This window comes from Rhodohalobacter mucosus (assembly GCF_003150675.1).
Lineage (GTDB): Bacteria > Bacteroidota > Rhodothermia > Balneolales > Balneolaceae > Rhodohalobacter > Rhodohalobacter mucosus.
The window spans coordinates 39,162-56,473 of sequence record NZ_QGGB01000001.1 but is presented as its reverse complement, the minus strand read 5'-3'; the positions used below and the strand labels follow the sequence as shown (position 1 = coordinate 56,473).

Below are 17,312 nucleotides of genomic sequence, written 5' to 3'. Positions count from 1 at the left end.
ATGGGACATACCATCAATAAGTGCGTATCTTCTTCGACCTTCAAACGATTGATTCAGAATTTTAAATTACCAGTTTCCGGTTCCGATACCTGTTGTGTTTTTGCCCGTTTCAATCACCTTCACGATTTCGCGCTTCTCCGTGTCGATCACCGTAACGGTTCCCGGCAGATCCGTTTCATCATCTGATGCACCTTCGGGCCTGTAGCTTCCATTTAAATTATTGCTGGTGACAAACAGGTATTTGCCGTCTGAGGAAAGTGCGGCGCCATGCGGCTGGGCAAGGCCATTTCCTTCGATTACCGCATCCACCGTCCGGTTTTCCATATTTAGAACCGTTACGGTATTGCTGCCTTTGTTCGCAAAGTAGACAAACTTTCCGTCTGGTGAAAAGACGGGGTGCCATGGCATCGGGTTTACATCAACTGTATCGGTGAGGAGGGGTGCCATCGGGTCAGAAAGGTCGAAAATGAGTGCATACCCGGATACCTGTCCGGTAAGTATCATTGTGTTTCCATCCGGTGATATGGCAAAATTGATAAAAACATGTGTGTCGCCCTCAAGTGAAATAAGGTCGGCCTCGCCGGTTATAATGTTTCGAGCCAAAATCTGGTTGGAAGAGAGGCTTGAAACGTAGATCCACTCCTCGTCGGGGGATACCGCAATGGCGTGAGGGCGGGTGAAAAAGAGGTCGACCTCCTCCTGATCGGTCATGCCGTAAAAATTTACTTCAGTAAAGCTTTGGGGCGGGTTCACTGCGCTCATTGACCGGCCCACAAAGAGTTTTCCTGATTCCGGAGCCATGGCCATCAGACCGGGTACTTCAATCTCCGCCTGTTCCATCAGCTCATTGTCGCGATTGAATCTGAGCACGCGGTTTTCACCAATCAGCGTTACATACCAGTGCGACCCGTCCGGCTCCGCGATGGCGTGATGCGGACGTGCCATCGCTGAGAATCCAAATTCCCTCAGATCCACAGTCTCCACAACTTCAAGGGTCACGGCATCAATCACAGTCACGCTGGCGCTACCCTGGTTGGTTGCATAAATACGCTGATTGTTGTCATTGGCCGGTTCTGCATTGAGCTGCAGCGGTAAAATAATCAGCGAAAATGATGTCAGTAGTCCGCTAAGCAGACCCATGTTGAGATTGAAGTAACTCAGGAGTGAATTCATATCTGTTGAATGTTATGGGTTGCCCGGCTCCGTGGTCCCGAAGCCGGTTTTTGCAGCTGCCGGTGCTTAGGGTAGATTTACCTGTGGCTGTACGTCCAGGATAAAGAGCCCCTCCCTTCCGCTGGTCATAACAACGATTCCGCTTTTGAAATAAGGATAATTGCTCCAGGTTCCGGAGAAACCGGGGCTGTCTGGTGTAAACGGATGGGTATCGAATGAAGCCACATGCTTCGGATTGGCAGGATCCGAGACATCTACAACCTGCAGTCCGCTCACGTAATTGGATTGGTACATCAGGTTGTCCTTGATGTAAAGGTTGTGATCAGATGAAGGTGTATCGATAAAGAATTCACGAACAAACTGTGGATCATCCAGATCGGCAAGATCCCAAACCAGTGTCCGGGTTCTGTCTACCGCACCCGTCAGCTCATCCAGCTCATCGTTTTGAAAAAAGTAGCGGTGGTCTTCGGTCAGCCAGCCCTGGTGCACGTAACCGTAATCCGGGTAAGAGGCCGTTGAGAGCGGAATCGGGTTATCTTTATCGGTCACGTCCGCAACGCTGATTGCGGTCTCGTTGGATCCGATGCAGATCTCCTTGCCCTTATGCTCCTCATCCGGTCCGTCATAAATCACGCACTGCGCATCATGGCTGTAGCCCGTTCCGCTTCGTCCTGTTGTGGCATCGGCAAAGCAACCCTCAAAAGTGGGATTCACGGGATCTTGAATATTTACCATGTGCAGTCCGCCGCCACAGGTTTCGCCCCCGCCGCTGCTGCCTACGATGTAAGCATAGCCCGTATCCTCATTGATCACAATATTGTGTGCACTTCGGATATTGCGGTAGTGTGCTGTCTCCTCAAATTCGATCGGTTCGCCGCTAAACTCTCGCAACAGCGCCAGGTCCAGCACCTGCATTCCGTGATCGCGGGCATTATCGGCCACAATAAACACATGATCTTTATATACCTTCATGTCGCGCCACACGCTCTGAACGGCCGTCTCCGGCATTTGAAGGTTGCCGATGTAAACCGGATTGTACGGATCGGTTACATCCACAAAAGAGGTTCCCTCGTTGCGCCCAACGATAGCATATTCGCGATCAGTCAACGGATCTGTCCAGCCCCACATATCGTTCAGGCGAACGCCGCGGTTACCGCCAATTTCATGTACCGGCAGGAATGAGATCAGATCCACATTATCGCATCCGAAGAGAGTGGCCTGTCCATCCTGGCATTCAACTCTGCCGTTTGTTACACGCTGCAGTACCGCATCTGAGGTGCCAATCACGATGTTCTGTGCAATCCACTCTCCATTCTCGCTTTGCTGAAGAATTGCGGCCGAACCTGCACCGTAGTCAGCGCCCGTCAAGCCTGCTACGGCAAGTGATCTATCGGCAGCCAGTGTCGCGGCGAAATCGTCGCCGGGTGAACTCTCCGGGAGCGTCACTACCTGAACACCAGACCATCCATCTGCCTCCTCATTTTGGCTGAATTGATAAACAAGTCCGCGGCCTCCGTCAGCGTTGGGAGCTCCGATCCAGAGTCCATTGTTTGTCCATGTAATTGAGCTTCCAAACTGGTATCGTGGCTGAGCATCAAATGCAAGCAGGCGCCCTGTCTGTGTCCAGTTACCCGACTCCTCATCTTTCTGATAGTGATAAACTGCACCTGAAGCTGTATTTTCCCGTGGTGAGCCGATAAACAGGTGGGAGTCGCGCATCAGCATAGCTGACCCGAATCGTGCCCTGCTGTCTGGTTGATTGTTTGTGAGCATCGTCCTCTCGTTCCACGTATTGCCCTCTTCACTGTAGATATAAACGGCACCGCCACCCTGTTGTGGAGCGGCTATTGCCAGATTTGAACCGTCAAAAGATAGTGTGGAGCCAAAACCACTTTCGGCAGATGTATCCGGGCTAGCAATGATTGACGTCTGCGACCAGCCTTCATCTCCGAGACGGTATACGAAGACGGCTCCAAGTTCTTCATTGTAGCCGGGTGCACCGACAAATGCGTGATCTCCGTGAATCAGAACGCTTTCTCCAAACCGGCTTCCATTGGCTCCGTATGGCAGCGCCATTCGTGCCGTTTCACTCCATGAACCCTCCGCGTTTTCAAACAGGTAGGCTGCACCATCGCTTCCACTCAGGCCGGGAGCTCCAATAAAAATCCGGTTGGCGTCAACCGAGAGTGAGGTGCCAAAGCGGTCTTCAATCTCGCCGCCCGATGCCATCAATTCGGCCTGAGAGATCCATTCACCCTCAGCTTGGCCAAACACATAGACAACACCCGCCCTGTGCACATTCTGGGGTTCACCTATAAAAATATTCCCATCTGACACCGCCACGGCCTGAGCAAAGCCTCGCATCTCGCTGAATTGTCCGCCTGCCATCGTTTGTGCCGAAAGCGTAAGCATCGGTGTAAGAAACATAAAAAGGAACATGGATAAACTCTTCATGAGGTAGTTGATTTGGTTGAAGGATTTACGTCAAAATTTAAAAGTCGAAAATAAGGCACAGCGTTCAAATTTGAATCAATTTCCGACGAATTGTTCAATCTATTAACCGAATTTTACTTTTCGGGTTGCGAAAGTTCTGATCTCAGATGTTATTCAGATGTTGTAATAATGGGTGCGATGCCTTTAAAAAGGAACCGCGCCCAATGTGATCATACAGTAAATCTGAAAATTATTAGCTTGGAGAGTAGTGTAATGATCTATGATGAAGGATTATTCGCAGGTTGCCATCATCATCTTTCATATAGGCAAATGAATACTCATCTTTGGTTTCGCTACCGTCGGTTCCGGTTAAGAAATAGTTGCCCATGGCCACCGCCATGTCTCCATCTTCGTCAATAACCGTACCCTCATTTTCCCATCGCACATTGGTATATGGAGCAATGGCAAACCCACCATCCTCCGTACCCTCAGTACCGACGAAATAACTCAGTGCCTGATCAAAATCTTCACGGAACTGATCTTCTGATGCCAGAGTAGGTTTGAACAGAATGGTTTCATCTCCATAGGCGTAGAATTCCCGTACGTGGTTGGATGCCACTTCACGATAATCTTCATTGTTCTTGTAAGCCTGCCCAATTTCTACAATCCCTTGTCCCCATGCTTCCTGTACTGCCTCAGTGATTAGCTAAACGACGTTTGAAGGAGGGCCTCGGAGGTAAAATGAAAAATGTATGAACTGATTAGAAAGGCAGCCCTGATATATCGTTACAAATCGACACGTGTCGTTCGATCGTAAAGATGCACTTTAGCAAAGGTCTATTTTGACATGTTTTTTAAAATACACTCAGGACACTCAGGACACTCAGGACACTCAGGACACTCAGCGTGATCATCGTGTTGTTCTGGCGATTGATCATTAAAAGCGATTTAGAGATGTTCTGTTTAAACCTGCATTTGAGAAGGGCAACAGCCCGGAAGCCATCGAGCACATTCCAGGCGAAGAGTGGGTGGAGTGCCAGGTCTGTGTCGAGAGCCACACTGCGTAAACGGGTTCACTGCTCCGCACTTATCTTTTTCCTGCTTTAAGCGACCTATTTCGGCCATATTTCATATCCAGACCGAGGTGTTAGTCTTTCAAATTTTATTTTTAGCTTAGGCTAAATATTATTTAAATTTGTGCATGATTCGGACGGCAGCCTCCGGTATACAAACTGCTTCATTCACATCAGAAAGGATTATGAAACCGCTATACGCTTTACTTTTTTGTACACTATTGAATCTTAACGAGTTCAGTGCTCATGCACAAACAGCCTTTTCAGGTACCGTTGTGGAAACCGGAAGCGGAGAGCCTGTTCCGGGGGCCACCGTTTTCATTGAAGCTCTGCAAAAAGGCGCATCGGCTGATGACAGCGGGCGGTTTTCACTGGAAAATCTGGATCACGGAAAATGGACCTTAGAAGTGCGCTCTTTGGGCTTTGAGCCGCTCATTGTGGAGATCAGTCATCCTTCGGAAGAAGAAGCTGTCTTTGAACTCCGTGCCTCAGTGGTACAATCGGACGATGTCATCGTAACCGCCTCCCCGATCGGACGCTCGGTTCAGTACCAGCCGGCACAGTCGCTCAGTGCTGAGCAGCTGCAGCAGCGTGCTGCGCCCAGCTTGGGAGAGATCCTGGACGGCAATCCGGGCGTGACTACCCGCTCCTTCGGTTCGGCCCCGGCACGTCCCGTTATCCGTGGTTTTGATGGCGACCGGGTGCTTGTATTGCAAAACGGTGAACGCATGGGCGACCTCTCGGGTACTGCCGTTGACCATGCCGTAGGCCTGGATCCCCTGGCTATGGACCGCGTGGAAGTGGTGCGCGGCCCTGCAAGCCTGATGTATGGTTCCGGCGCCATTGGCGGGGTGGTGAATCTATTTAGCGCCGATATGCCGCGTGAGTGGGATCCCGGTTCCCGTTCGGCGCTTGCCTCCCACGTTTCCAGCATGAACAGCATGGGGGCAGGACTCGTAAGCACGCGCTACGGAACCGACCGGTTTGCGGTGACCGGACGCATGATCTACCGAAACGGCGGTGATCTCACCACGCCGGATGGTACGCTTCCCGATACGGCGCTTCGAAACCTCAGCTTTGGAGGCGGGCTGGGATATCGATTAGGCCCCGTGGAGACGGGCCTCTCTATCACCGGTATGAACTTTGATTATGGTCTGCCGGAAATGATTGATGATCTGAACGAGTCGATCGAAATCCGCATGAACCGTCTCAACATCCAGAGCATATCAACCATGGATATGGACCGCTTTTTTGAGCATGCGGAACTGCGTATGCACTACAGCGACTACAGTCACGACGAAGTGGAGATCAGCAGGGTTCCGCAGGGCACTGTGGAGGAGTTTGTGGCGATAACCTTTGCCCAGCAGACGCTGAGCAGCTCCCTTCTCCTGCGCCATCGCAAAACCGGCCCATTCGAGGGAGCCCTGGGGCTGAGTTTTAACCGGTCGGCCCTGCAGCTTGGGGGAGGGGATGCACTCACTCCCAATGCAGCGGGTACGTTTCTGGCGGGCTTTATCTATGAGGAGATCGGGCTTACCGATGCACTCTCCATGAAAACCGGACTGCGTATGGAGTGGAAAGATACGCGCGTGAAAACCAATGAACTGTTCAGGGATGCATCCATATTCGAAGACCGAACCGACTTGATCTTTTCCGGTGCAGTGGGGCTGAACTACTCACGAAGTGACCGTTTTACGACCGGATTCCAGGTGGCGCGAGCCTATCGCACGCCTACCATCGAGGAGCTCTACTCCTTCGCCCCGCATGCGGCGGCCGGATCGTTCGATCGCGGCAACCCGAATCTGCAAAATGAAATCAGCCTGGGTGCGGATGCCTTTGCAGACTACAGCGGCGAGCGGATCAGCTGGCAGATCTCTCTTTTTGCCAATCGAATCAGCAACTACGTTGATTTCTTTCCCACGGGTGAGACACATCAACCCTCCGGACTTCCGATTTTCGAGTATGGATCCAAAGATGCAATCCTTTATGGTTTCGAGATAATGGCAGGCCTCAGGCTTAGCCGGACATTGTCGGCGGAAGCGGGAGCCGATTATGTGCGCGGGTACGAGTATACCGGCAACCGCAACGATCTTACCTTTATTCCCCCGTTCCGGGTTTACGCTTCCCTCAGGGCCGAACAGGGAAAATGGCATGCGGGTCCGCGCGTACGGATTGTGAGCCGGCAGGACCGTGTCGCACCAAATGAACGTCCGACAGATGGCTATGTACTGATCGGTGCAGATGCCGGCTACCGGCTTGGCCACGGAGTTACCCTCAGCATGCGCCTCGACAACCTGCTCAACGAGCGCTACCGCGACCACCTCAGCCGCGTTGAAAACCGCAACGCCCCCATGCCCGGCCGCAATGTGAATGTGATGCTCCGGTGGGAGTTTTAAACAGGCGTTATATGGTTATCATTTCGGCAGGCACAATTGCTGCGGTCTCTTCTCAAAGAAAAATATGGGTAAGTAATGCGTTTTCAGTGTCCTTCGAAGTACTTTCTTTTCTTCAGAATGATCCAAACTACAGGAGCATTTTGTAGCTTACATAGCTTAGCAGAAGGGTAGTGCATGAATTTGGTATATTTCATGAATCGGAACGTGAGAGTGCTTAAGCTGATGACGAATTCAGGTTATTTGGCCTGATAAAACTAAATCATCAGCTCATTCAAATGAGGGATACACATTGAATATTCTGCTCACAATTGGCTTGATTCTTATCATTGGGTACACCGCCGGATGGGCTTTTGACAAAATGGGCTTACCCAGGATCATCGGGTACATTGCCACAGGGATCCTTTTCAGCCCAAATACCTTCGATTTTGTTCCGGCAGACATTATGGAGAGAACCTTTCCACTCATGGAAGTGTGCCTGGCTTTCATCACATTTGAGGTAGGGGGAGCACTGCGATGGTCCAAAGTGAAAAAACATGAAAAGGAAATTATCAGCATCACCATGATGGCAAGCATGGTTCCTTTGTTTTTGGTTGCCGGTGGTGTTTTGGGGATTGGGCTGGTTTTTCCATCATCGCTCCCTTTCGATACCACTGCACTTCTGATGCTGGCTCTTCTGCTGGGCGCGGTGGCCATTCCCACAGAGCCAGCGGCAACCTTTGCCGTGATGCACCAATATAAAGCCAAAGGGAAAGTATCGGATACGATTCTGGGTGTAGCGGCGCTTGATGACGTACTCGGTGTGTTGATGTTCAGCCTTACGATTACCGTAATTTTCTTCTTTGCGGGGGGCGAAGCCGGATTGTTTGGAAATCCTGCGCTAAATGGTCTCTATGAAATAGTGATCGCCATTCTTATCGGGATTGTGGTTGCGCTTTTCATTGATCCGATTGCGAAGTTTTTCAAGGTAGAAGGTGAGGGACAATGGGTGGTGATTATATTTTCGCTGATTATTTTTTGTGTTGGATTGGCGAAAGCGATACATGCAGATCTTCTTCTGGCTACAATGACCATGGGGATTGTGGTTGTCAATAAGTCGGGGAATCAGAAAGTGATATTTGAAATTATTGAGCGCTATACGGAGGATCTTATCTTTCTTTTCTTCTTTCTGCTGAGCGGTATGCAGCTCAATATTTCAACTATTCCTCAGGCAACACTGTTGATAGTACTGTTTGTAATTCTCAGAACGGTCGCGAAATTTCTGGGAGCGGGCCTGGGTGCAAAAATAGTCAGCGCAAAACCTGCAATACAAAAATATACAGCGGGCGGATTACTGCCTCAAGGGGGTATCGTAATCGGGTTGGTTTTAAGCATTTACCAGCAGGATACTTTTACCGCAATCTCTGATTTACTTCTGGCTGTGATTATGGGTGCCGTGGTAATCCACGAGCTTTTGGGGCCCGTGGCTGCGAAATATTCCCTGATCAAAGCAGGTGAAATAGACCCTGAAAAAACAGAAATAAGCTGACCTGAACCTTCAACGTAAAGCTTCATTGCCACGGAACAACGGGTACCCGCAGCGTATGGTTTGAACAGGAATTTCCTCCCCAACCGATTTCTGCTATATTCCGTCGTAGACCTTTAACAAAACGATTGAACCTGCTCATGTTCAGAACTCTTTTTTCCATCTTTACCGCCTCTTTGTTCCTGTTTATTAATATGAATCCGGCCGCCGCTCAGGTCGATGCGCCCTACTTCACATCCCACCCAACCCTTACGCCCGACGGTGAACACATTCTTTTCAGCTACGAAAGTGATCTCTGGATGGTTCCCTCACAGGGCGGGCAGGCCGTTCGCCTCACAGCCATGGATGGGATTGAAACCCGGCCGGAAGTGTCGCCCGATGGACAGTGGGTTGCCTTTTCATCAGAGCAGTACGGAAATATGGATGTGTATATAATGCCCATTGAGGGGGGCGAGATTCGTCAGCTCACGTTCCACCAGGCCGCAGATGAAGTGGAGGGATGGAGCTGGGATTCGCAAACCATCCATTTCACCTCAAGCCGTGAGAACCGGTTCAGTACATGGCAGATCTCCCTCAACGGAGGCACCCCTGCACGTGTCTTCAGCCACTACCACAATACCGACCATAATGCAGCCGCTCATCCCGACGGCCGCATCTTTTTCAACACCTCCTGGGAGAGCAAAAACCAGGCACACCGCAAGCGCTACAGGGGTTCCTTTGCACCGCAGATAGAATCCTGGAATCCGGAAACCGGGAAGTACGAGGTTCATACGGACTTCAACGGAAAAGACATGTGGCCAGCGATCGACCGTACCGGGACGATCTATTTTGTTTCGGATGAGCATAACGGAGAATACAATCTCTACCGGCTCACTGCCGGCGGAAAGGAGCGTTTGACATCGTTTCCAACCTCCATCAAACACCCGTCTGTCAGCGCCAATGGGGAGAAGGTGGTGTTTACCCGCGACTACCGGCTTTGGGTGTTTGATACAGCCCTTGCGGAAGCTTCACTGGCAGAGGTGCGTCTGGCGGGGAATTCCACGTTGTCGCAGATGCAGGATTTTTCGGTATCCGGCAATATCAGCGGGTTTGACGTTTCACCCGACAAGAAAAAGCTGGCGTTTGTATCAAGGGGCGAGCTTTTTGTGTCGGATGCGGACGGCAGGTTTATCCGCCGGCTTGATACGGCAAAAGAGGGCCGCGTGATGGAGGTGAAGTGGCAGGCCGACAACAAAACCCTCCTGTTTACACAAACCTGGAATGGTTATCAGAATCTGTACCGGATTGCCGCAGACGGCTCAGCTGCAGAGGAGCAGCTTACGGAGGACATGCAGAATAACCGGTCGCTTTCACTAAACGGCGACCGCACAAAGGGTGTCTATCTGAGCGGCCGAGGCGAGGTGCGGTTGCTGGATGTGGAGACCGGTGACAGCGAAACGGTGGTTGAGGATGAGATTTGGGATATCAGGGCTTCAGCCCCTTCTTTCTCTCCGGATGATCGCTTCATCCTTTACACAGCCTACAGGGATTTCGAGCAGAGCCTGTTTTTGTACGATACAGAGGAAGAGCGAGTTATTCAGATTACGGACACCTTTGTATCGGAAACGTCACCGGTTTGGTCGCCCGACGGCAGGTATATTTACTTTCAGACCAACCGCACCGAACCGTCCTTCCCCTACGGAATGCGCGATGCCGACATCTACCGGATTGCACTGGACCGGATTGAGCCCGAATTCAGGTCCGATCGCATCAGCAAACTGTTTGAGGAGGATGGTGAGGAATCAGAGAAGGACTCCGTGGTTACGGTAACCATCCGGGAAGAGGGCCTTGACGACCGCTGGGAGCAGGTGGGGCAGTCGTTCGGCACCCAGTCGTCGCCATTTGTAACGCTCGACGGGGAAAAAACGGTGGTACTCTATCGCTCCAATCACGACGAAGGGCGCACCGCATGGTGGAAAACGACATTTGAGCCTTTCGAGAGTCCAAAAACGGAAAAAATCGGGGGTACGGAATCATGGAGCGGTTCCATCGTGGAGGCAGGAGGTTCGCACTGGGTTCTCCTGGGAGGGGAGATTCACAAGATGAACGTATCGGCCGGAACCGTTGAAAAAATTGAAACCCGGCACACATTCAGGCGAAACCTGCGCGACGAGTTCACACAGATGTTCGAAGAGATGTGGGCCAACTTCGAAGCCAACTTTTACATTGAAACCTTCCACGGCACCGACTGGGAAGAGGTTCGGGAACAGTACCGTGCCTTTTTGCCGCATGTTCGCACGCGCGACAACCTGCGGGAGCTTAAAAACGACATGCTTGGCGAGGTCAACTCATCACACGTAGGATTTTCGTCGTCAGGAGATGAGGAGGATGTCTATTACGGTACCATGACTCAGGCAACCGGGATCCTGTTTGAGCCGGATGATCCCTATGTGGTAAAGCGAATAGTCCGGCAGTCACCCGCATGGCATCATGCCGAGACGATCGAACCCGGCGACAGGCTGGTGCGTGTAAACGGAACGGACGTGGACCCGAACGTTAACAGGGAGTCGTACTTCTCGGCTCCTTCAGGCGATGAAGAGATCACCCTGGCTTTTGATCGCGGCAGGAATTCTTATGAGATAAAAGTGGAACCGGCCAGCTACTTTTCGATTCGCAACCTGCTGTACGACGAATGGATTGACGAACGGCAGAAGCTTGTGGACGAAGCCTCAGATGAGCGAATTGCCTACGTGCATATGAAAAACATGGGCGGCGGAGAACTGCAGCACTTCAAGGAAGAGATGGTATCGGAGGGCAAGCGCCGTGATGCTCTGATCCTGGACCTTCGGTACAATACCGGCGGCAATGTGCACGACGAGGTGCTCCGTTTTCTTTCTCAGCGTCCATATCTCTATTGGGGGTACCGCGAAGGAGAACTTGCCACGCAGTCCAATTTTACACCGGCGGCGAAACCCATTGTGATGCTGATCAATCAGCAGAGCCTCAGCGATGCGGAGATGACTGCCGCCGGTTTCAGAGAGCTGGGCCTGGGCACTCTCATAGGCATGGAGACTTACCGGTGGATCATCTTCACAAGCGGCCGGTCGCTGGTAGACGGGTCGTTCTACAGGCTGCCATCCTGGGGCGTATATACCCTTACCGGTGAGAACCTGGAAAGAACCGGTGTTGCACCCGATATCCGGATCAACAACTCGTTTTCTGATCGTATGAGTGCTGACGATCCCCAGCTTAACCGGGCGATTCAGTATATCATGGAGCAGCTCGGGGAGGAGTAGACGTGGTAAAGTGTTTACGTAGTTAAGTTTGTGCGTGTTGATGTGTGTACCAGGCCGGGATATTTGCTGTGATGCGACAGGATTTATGTGCATTTTGAACAAATTATCGTGACTTTCGTAGGCACGCAACCGGCTGTGGCCGTGAACTTTCACCAATTGGCGCACATATGAAATCAATACTCGTTTCCATTCTTTTGATCACCGTAGTGACCGGGCCTCAACCTGATGCCGGAACTCCTGATGATGATCCTCAAAAGATCGAAGGGATTATCCTGCAGCTGTTTGACGGCATGCGTGAGAGCGACCGTGAAAAGGCGGCGGAGGTGTTTCATGAAACCATGACTCTTTCAACGGTTGTAAACCGTAACGGCAGCGTGGAGCTTGCTCAAACCGATATAACAGGATTTCTGAATGCTGTGGGTCAGCCAAAAGATCAGGTTTGGGATGAGCAGATTTCAGGTCTTCAGGTTCACATTGATGGGAATCTTGCAACGGCCTGGATGAACTACTCATTTTACCGGGGAGAGGATTTCAGCCATTGCGGGGTCAATACCATGAACCTGATCAGGACGGATGACGGCTGGAAGATTTTCAGTATCACGGATACACGCCGCACAGAAGGCTGCGAAATGTGAAACCGAACACAGGTGCCTATTTTATAGTCAGTTGCGGTTGATGAATATTTCATGTGAATTTGAGATAAAAAAACCTCACATTTCGAATGTCTTGTTTCTCATCAACCATTTCATGAACGACTATGAAAGCGACAGACCTCATTCGCGATGAAGTAACCATCCGTTTTGCAGGCGATTCCGGCGATGGTATGCAGCTCACCGGGTCCCTTTTCACCAACACCACCGCCCTCGAGGGCAACGATCTGCGCACTCTGCCGGAATTTCCGGCAGAAATCCGCGCACCGGTCGGCACAGTACCGGGTGTATCCTCTTTTCAGCTCCATTTTGGCAGCAGGGAGATCATGACCCCGGGAGATGCATGCGACGTCCTGGTAGTAATGAATTCTGCTGCGCTGAAGGCAAACCTCTCTATGCTGAAAAAGGGTGGAGCCATCATTGCAAATACAGCCGGATTTGACAAAAAAAACCTGAACCTGGCTAAATATGGTGAGGAAAACAATCCGCTTGAAGACGGCAGCCTGAAAGAATACCGTGTTCTTGAGGTCGATATTACCAAACTGACAAAGGAGAGCCTTTCTGACTCCGGTCTTTCCTACAAGGATATAGAGCGCTCTAAAAATATGTTTGTACTGGGCCTGCTCTACTGGATGTATAACCGTCCACTGGAGTCGACGATCCGTTTTCTTGAGCAGAAATTTGCCAAAAAACCGGACATTGCAAAAGCCAATATCAAAGTTTTGAAAGACGGCTACCATTACGGGGAAACCACGGAGCTTTTCGGTGAAACCTATAGGGTAAAAAGTGCCGATATCGGAAAAGGGGAGTACCGCAACGTAACCGGAAATGAGGCAACGGTACTTGGATTGGTGGCTGCGACCCGTCAGGCGAATTTGCCGCTTTTTTATGGTTCTTATCCCATTACACCTGCTTCGGATATACTGCATGAACTCTCCGCACTGAAAAATTTCGGAGTGTACACCTTCCAGGCTGAAGACGAAATTGCAGCCGTTTCTTCTGCCATAGGCGCCGCATTCGGAGGAAGCCTTGGAGTTACAAGTTCCTCAGGTCCCGGAATTGCTCTTAAGGGAGAAGCCATCGGGCTAGCGGTTATGCTGGAATTGCCTCTGGTGATTTTAAACGTTCAGCGTGCCGGACCCTCAACGGGAATGCCCACCAAAACAGAACAGGCAGACCTTCTTCAGGCGATGTACGGACGTAACGGTGAAAGTCCGGCTGCCATAGTGGCACCATCCACACCGGCCGACTGTTTTGACGCTGCATTTGAAGCGTGCAGGATTGCACTGCAGCATATGGTGCCGGTCTATTTCCTTTCAGACGGTTATCTGGGTAATGGGTCAGAGCCCTGGCAGTTCCCAAAACAGGATGACCTGAGGAAGATAGAGATCTCCTTTGAACCGGCACGTAACGGGGAGGAGTCCGAGCCGTTTATGCCCTACAAGCGCGACAATAACTTTGTTCGCTCCTGGGCTATTCCCGGAACGGCCGGAATTGAGCACCGCGTGGGCGGTTTAGAGAAGCAGGAGAATACGGGAGATGTGTCCTATGATCCGGATAACCATCAGAAAATGACCGATATGCGTCAGGCAAAAGTGGATAAAATTGCTGAATTCATTCCGGATCAGACCATCGATAGCGGAAAAGAGACGGGCGATGTGCTGGTTCTGGGCTGGGGATCCACCTACGGGTCGATCCGGACCGCAGTACGGGAACTTATTGATGAAGGCATGGATGTGTCTCATGCACACATCAAATACCTGAATCCGTTCCCGAAAAACCTTGGTGAGCTGATAAGCGGTTTCAATACGGTGATTGTACCCGAGATCAACAGCGGGCAGCTTGTTCGTCTCATCAGGGACAGATTTATGGTGCCTGCTAAAGGGGTTAACAAGGTAAAAGGCCGCCCGTTTTTTGTGGATGAGCTGAAGGAAGAAATCCGGGAGATCATTTCCAGTATGGAATCTGAACAACTATAAATCACATTTACAGAGGACTTTATGTCATCAGCACTTAACACCATGATCGATCGCCATACCGGTAACGGAAATGGAAACAGCGAAGGGGTTTCGTATACAGGCAAGGATTTTTCATCCGATCAGGATGTTCGGTGGTGTCCCGGCTGCGGTGACTACACCATCCTGAAACAGGTACAAACCGCGATGCCTGAAATAGGCGTCCGCAAGGAGGATATTGTGTTTATCTCCGGAATTGGCTGTGCGGCAAGATTTCCATATTACATGGACACGTTTGGAATGCACTCCATACACGGACGTGCACCGGCCATTGCGACCGGGCTCAAAATTACGCGTCCCGAATTAAGTGTTTGGGTTATTTCCGGCGACGGTGACTCACTGTCCATCGGCGGGAACCACTTTTTGCATCTCCTCAGAAGGAACGTGAACGTCAATTTCCTGCTCTTCAACAACCAGATCTACGGGCTTACAAAGGGTCAGTACTCGCCCACCAGTCCGGAAGGTTCGGTGTTTAAATCCACGCCATTCGGGTCGATTGACCATCCGGTGAATCCGCTTGCGCTGAGCCTGGGTGCTGATGCATCGTTTGTGGCCAGGGCAATGGACCGTGATCCCAGACATCTGAAAGAGATGCTTCTGAGGGCCGGGAATCACCGCGGCACGTCCATGCTGGAGATCTACCAGAACTGCATTGTATTTAATGACGGAGCATTCGAGCTTTTTACCGATAAGAAATCGCGTCCCAATGAGGCGATCTACCTCGAACACGGAAAACCGCTGATTTTTGGTTCATCGGATGAAAAAGGAGTGAGGCTGGACGGTCACAAACCGGAGGTGGTTTCCCTGGAGGACGGAAACTACAGCAAAGACGACCTGTGGATTCACGATGAGCAGGATCGCACAAAAGCGCATCTGCTGTCGCGCTTTTTTGATCAGCCTCAAGATGGGAATCAAAATTTTCCGCGGCCATTTGGCGTACTGTATGCAGTTAACCGAAACTGCTACGATGAAGGCGTAAATGCACAGGTGGAGGATGTGGTTAGCCGCAAGGGAATCGGCGACCTTGATGAGCTCATTCGCGGTTCTGAAACATGGGTAGTGGAGTAGCTAACCCGATCAATCTTTGTAGATAGACGTGTCGGGCATGTCGTTTTTGTCGAAGACGGTAAGATTGCAGAAGCGGATAGCCAGAAATACGGAAAAGATGGTGCCCGAGAAGATGGCCAGCATAATCATGATCTGATACTGTATGGCGGTAAGGGGAGAGCTGCCGCTCAGAATCTGGCCGGTCATCATGCCGGGCAGGGACACAAGTCCGATGGTCGCCATCGATGCCAGTGTGGGGTTGGCCGACCGCTTCAGAGCACGCTGAAAAAACGGAAAGAGAGCTTCAGACCGGCTGGCACCGCTCGCTAGGAAAAACCTGTACCTTTCCCTGTTCTCCTTCAGATTATAATAGAAATCGTTGATCCCGATCACATTGCTGCGCAAACAGTTGCCCAGCACCATTCCTGTGATGGGTATAGCATACTGTGCTTCCAGAAAGGTGTCGAGCTGTATTACAAATTCAAGAAAAAAGAGGTCGATTAGAATAATACCGATGAAGGTGGCTCCAAAAACCGGCACCGCCAAAGACCACTTTGATTGAAGATCTGCCCGGCCAAGAGTGGCAAAGTCTGCCACAATCACCATGATCATGATCCATGCCAGGTTGATCCATGCGTTGTCGAGCTCGAACAGATACTCCAGATAGTACCCGACAAAGAGCAGCTGAAGGGTCATACGAATGGTAGCGACTGCGAGCTGACGGTTGAGTCCCGTTTTATACCACCAAAGAATGGCTGCCGGAATGAGCAGGCTCAGAAAACCGATCGAAAGCTGCAGCCATGATAGTTCAATAATATCCATGATTGATGTTTTTTCTGATTATTCAGGCGGTTTCCAGATCGATAACACGATCGCACCTCTCAACCCACCAGGGATCGTGCGAGGTTGAAAGGAGGGTCCGTTTATGGTCACTTCGCAGGTGCTTAAACGCCAGCTCCTTCGATGATTCATCCAGTGCGGAGGTGGGTTCGTCAAGCAGCAAAACCGGCTTATCAAGCAGAATGCAGAGGGCAATACCCACGCGCTGACGCTGCCCCGTAGAGAGATCGCGGTACTCTTTTTGATACAGGTCACTGTCAAGGCCCAGATCGTTCAGCACATCTTTGCGGGTTTTATGATCGGGCACATGATTCTGGCTCGACTGAAATGTAAAAGGAAAATCCATGACGTGGCGCACACTGCCTTCACCCAGGTTTAAATCCTGCGGAAGCCATGCGGTATCCTTACGGAATGATTTCAGATGATCTCCGGTGAGCGGTTTTCCCCGGTAGTCAAGACGTCCCGAATCGGGTGTTTCAAATCCCAAAAGCAGCCTGAAGAGAGTGGATTTACCGCTGCCGGACTCGCCTTTGAATACCACACTTTCACCTTCCTCAATTTGAAAGCTGAGTCCGCTGAACAGCGTTTCACCGGGGTATGAGAAGGAGATGTTTTCAGCTTTTAGGATCATTACAGAATTACCGGGGTCCGATTGAGGCCTCTGTCTGAACAAAGATGCGGATTAAAATAGGAAAAGAAGAATCCGTCGCACAGTTTCTGGCAACTTCGGGTTTTTTACGGAGAAAAAATGTTTTGGCGTCGGTCATGGAACGGATGATAATTAGTCCCTATTTTCATGCCCCCTCAGATGGAAATGCATATAGTAAATTCCGTCTGAATCCGTTATCACACATACGGTTCTGCCATAACATCGATTTAAAATAAGAA

General features: G+C 50.8%; 12 protein-coding genes. 6 read left to right on the top strand and 6 right to left on the bottom strand.

Features of this window, described 5'->3' with window-relative positions; all coding sequences use genetic code 11:
- Positions 1-66: 66 nt before the first annotated feature.
- The 4 genes from DDZ15_RS00205 to DDZ15_RS00190 all read right to left on the bottom strand — a co-directional run bounded on the left by DDZ15_RS00205 (position 67) and on the right by DDZ15_RS00190 (position 4,664).
- Complete coding sequence (locus DDZ15_RS00205; protein WP_109643664.1) at positions 67-1,173, bottom strand: beta-propeller fold lactonase family protein; 1,107 nt, start codon at positions 1,171-1,173, stop codon at positions 67-69.
- 66 nt (positions 1,174-1,239) lie between these two features.
- Entirely contained in the window at positions 1,240-3,627 is a 2,388-nt protein-coding gene (locus DDZ15_RS00200) for a choice-of-anchor B family protein (protein WP_109643662.1), read from the bottom strand.
- 232 nt (positions 3,628-3,859) lie between these two features.
- Positions 3,860-4,225, bottom strand: coding sequence for a hypothetical protein (locus tag DDZ15_RS00195; RefSeq protein WP_109643660.1), 366 nt, complete (start codon positions 4,223-4,225; stop codon positions 3,860-3,862).
- 235 nt (positions 4,226-4,460) lie between these two features.
- On the bottom strand, positions 4,461-4,664 hold the full coding sequence (locus DDZ15_RS00190; protein ID WP_109643658.1) for a hypothetical protein: 204 nt from the start codon (positions 4,662-4,664) through the stop codon (positions 4,461-4,463).
- A gap of 200 nt (positions 4,665-4,864) precedes the next feature.
- On the opposite strand from DDZ15_RS00190, the gene DDZ15_RS00185 reads away from it, so the two are divergent.
- The 6 genes from DDZ15_RS00185 (at position 4,865) to DDZ15_RS00160 (ending at position 15,605) form a co-directional block, all read left to right on the top strand.
- Positions 4,865-7,075 (top strand): TonB-dependent receptor, encoded by a 2,211-nt coding sequence (locus DDZ15_RS00185; protein WP_158278563.1) that lies wholly within the window; start codon positions 4,865-4,867, stop codon positions 7,073-7,075.
- A gap of 289 nt (positions 7,076-7,364) precedes the next feature.
- Entirely contained in the window at positions 7,365-8,600 is a 1,236-nt protein-coding gene (locus DDZ15_RS00180; protein WP_158278562.1) for a cation:proton antiporter, read from the top strand.
- Positions 8,601-8,737: 137 nt separating this feature from the next.
- Positions 8,738-11,872, top strand: a complete 3,135-nt coding sequence (locus DDZ15_RS00175) for a S41 family peptidase (protein WP_109643652.1) — start codon at positions 8,738-8,740, stop codon at positions 11,870-11,872.
- 167 nt (positions 11,873-12,039) lie between these two features.
- Positions 12,040-12,507: a nuclear transport factor 2 family protein gene (locus tag DDZ15_RS00170; protein WP_109643650.1), complete on the top strand. Its 468-nt coding sequence runs from the start codon at positions 12,040-12,042 to the stop codon at positions 12,505-12,507.
- A gap of 122 nt (positions 12,508-12,629) precedes the next feature.
- Positions 12,630-14,501 carry a 2-oxoacid:acceptor oxidoreductase subunit alpha gene (locus DDZ15_RS00165; protein ID WP_109643648.1) on the top strand — a complete coding sequence of 624 codons (1,872 nt, stop codon included), beginning with the start codon at positions 12,630-12,632 and terminating at the stop codon, positions 14,499-14,501.
- Positions 14,502-14,543: 42 nt separating this feature from the next.
- A complete protein-coding gene (locus tag DDZ15_RS00160; RefSeq protein ID WP_109644000.1) occupies positions 14,544-15,605 on the top strand; it encodes a 2-oxoacid:ferredoxin oxidoreductase subunit beta in 1,062 nt (353 codons plus the stop codon).
- Positions 15,606-15,614: 9 nt separating this feature from the next.
- Here the strand turns inward: DDZ15_RS00160 and DDZ15_RS00155 are convergent, their stop codons facing one another.
- Together DDZ15_RS00155 and DDZ15_RS00150 are read right to left on the bottom strand one after the other, a co-directional pair.
- Positions 15,615-16,406, bottom strand: coding sequence for an ABC transporter permease (locus DDZ15_RS00155; RefSeq protein ID WP_109643646.1), 792 nt, complete (start codon positions 16,404-16,406; stop codon positions 15,615-15,617).
- 22 nt (positions 16,407-16,428) lie between these two features.
- Entirely contained in the window at positions 16,429-17,055 is a 627-nt protein-coding gene (locus DDZ15_RS00150) for an ABC transporter ATP-binding protein (RefSeq protein WP_109643644.1), read from the bottom strand.
- Positions 17,056-17,312 lie beyond the last annotated feature (257 nt).

What these genes read in the sequence shown, in the direction of transcription:
- DDZ15_RS00205 (WP_109643664.1), bottom strand. Translation starts at nt 1,173, where the DNA reads ATGAATTCACTCCTGAGTTACTTCAATCTCAACATGGGTCTGCTTAGC.
- DDZ15_RS00200 (WP_109643662.1), bottom strand. Translation starts at nt 3,627, where the DNA reads ATGAAGAGTTTATCCATGTTCCTTTTTATGTTTCTTACACCGATGCTT.
- DDZ15_RS00185 (WP_158278563.1), top strand. Translation starts at nt 4,865, where the DNA reads ATGAAACCGCTATACGCTTTACTTTTTTGTACACTATTGAATCTTAAC.
- DDZ15_RS00175 (WP_109643652.1), top strand. Translation starts at nt 8,738, where the DNA reads ATGTTCAGAACTCTTTTTTCCATCTTTACCGCCTCTTTGTTCCTGTTT.
- DDZ15_RS00170 (WP_109643650.1), top strand. Translation starts at nt 12,040, where the DNA reads ATGAAATCAATACTCGTTTCCATTCTTTTGATCACCGTAGTGACCGGG.
- DDZ15_RS00165 (WP_109643648.1), top strand. Translation starts at nt 12,630, where the DNA reads ATGAAAGCGACAGACCTCATTCGCGATGAAGTAACCATCCGTTTTGCA.
- DDZ15_RS00160 (WP_109644000.1), top strand. Translation starts at nt 14,544, where the DNA reads ATGATCGATCGCCATACCGGTAACGGAAATGGAAACAGCGAAGGGGTT.
- DDZ15_RS00155 (WP_109643646.1), bottom strand. Translation starts at nt 16,406, where the DNA reads ATGGATATTATTGAACTATCATGGCTGCAGCTTTCGATCGGTTTTCTG.
- DDZ15_RS00150 (WP_109643644.1), bottom strand. Translation starts at nt 17,055, where the DNA reads ATGATCCTAAAAGCTGAAAACATCTCCTTCTCATACCCCGGTGAAACG.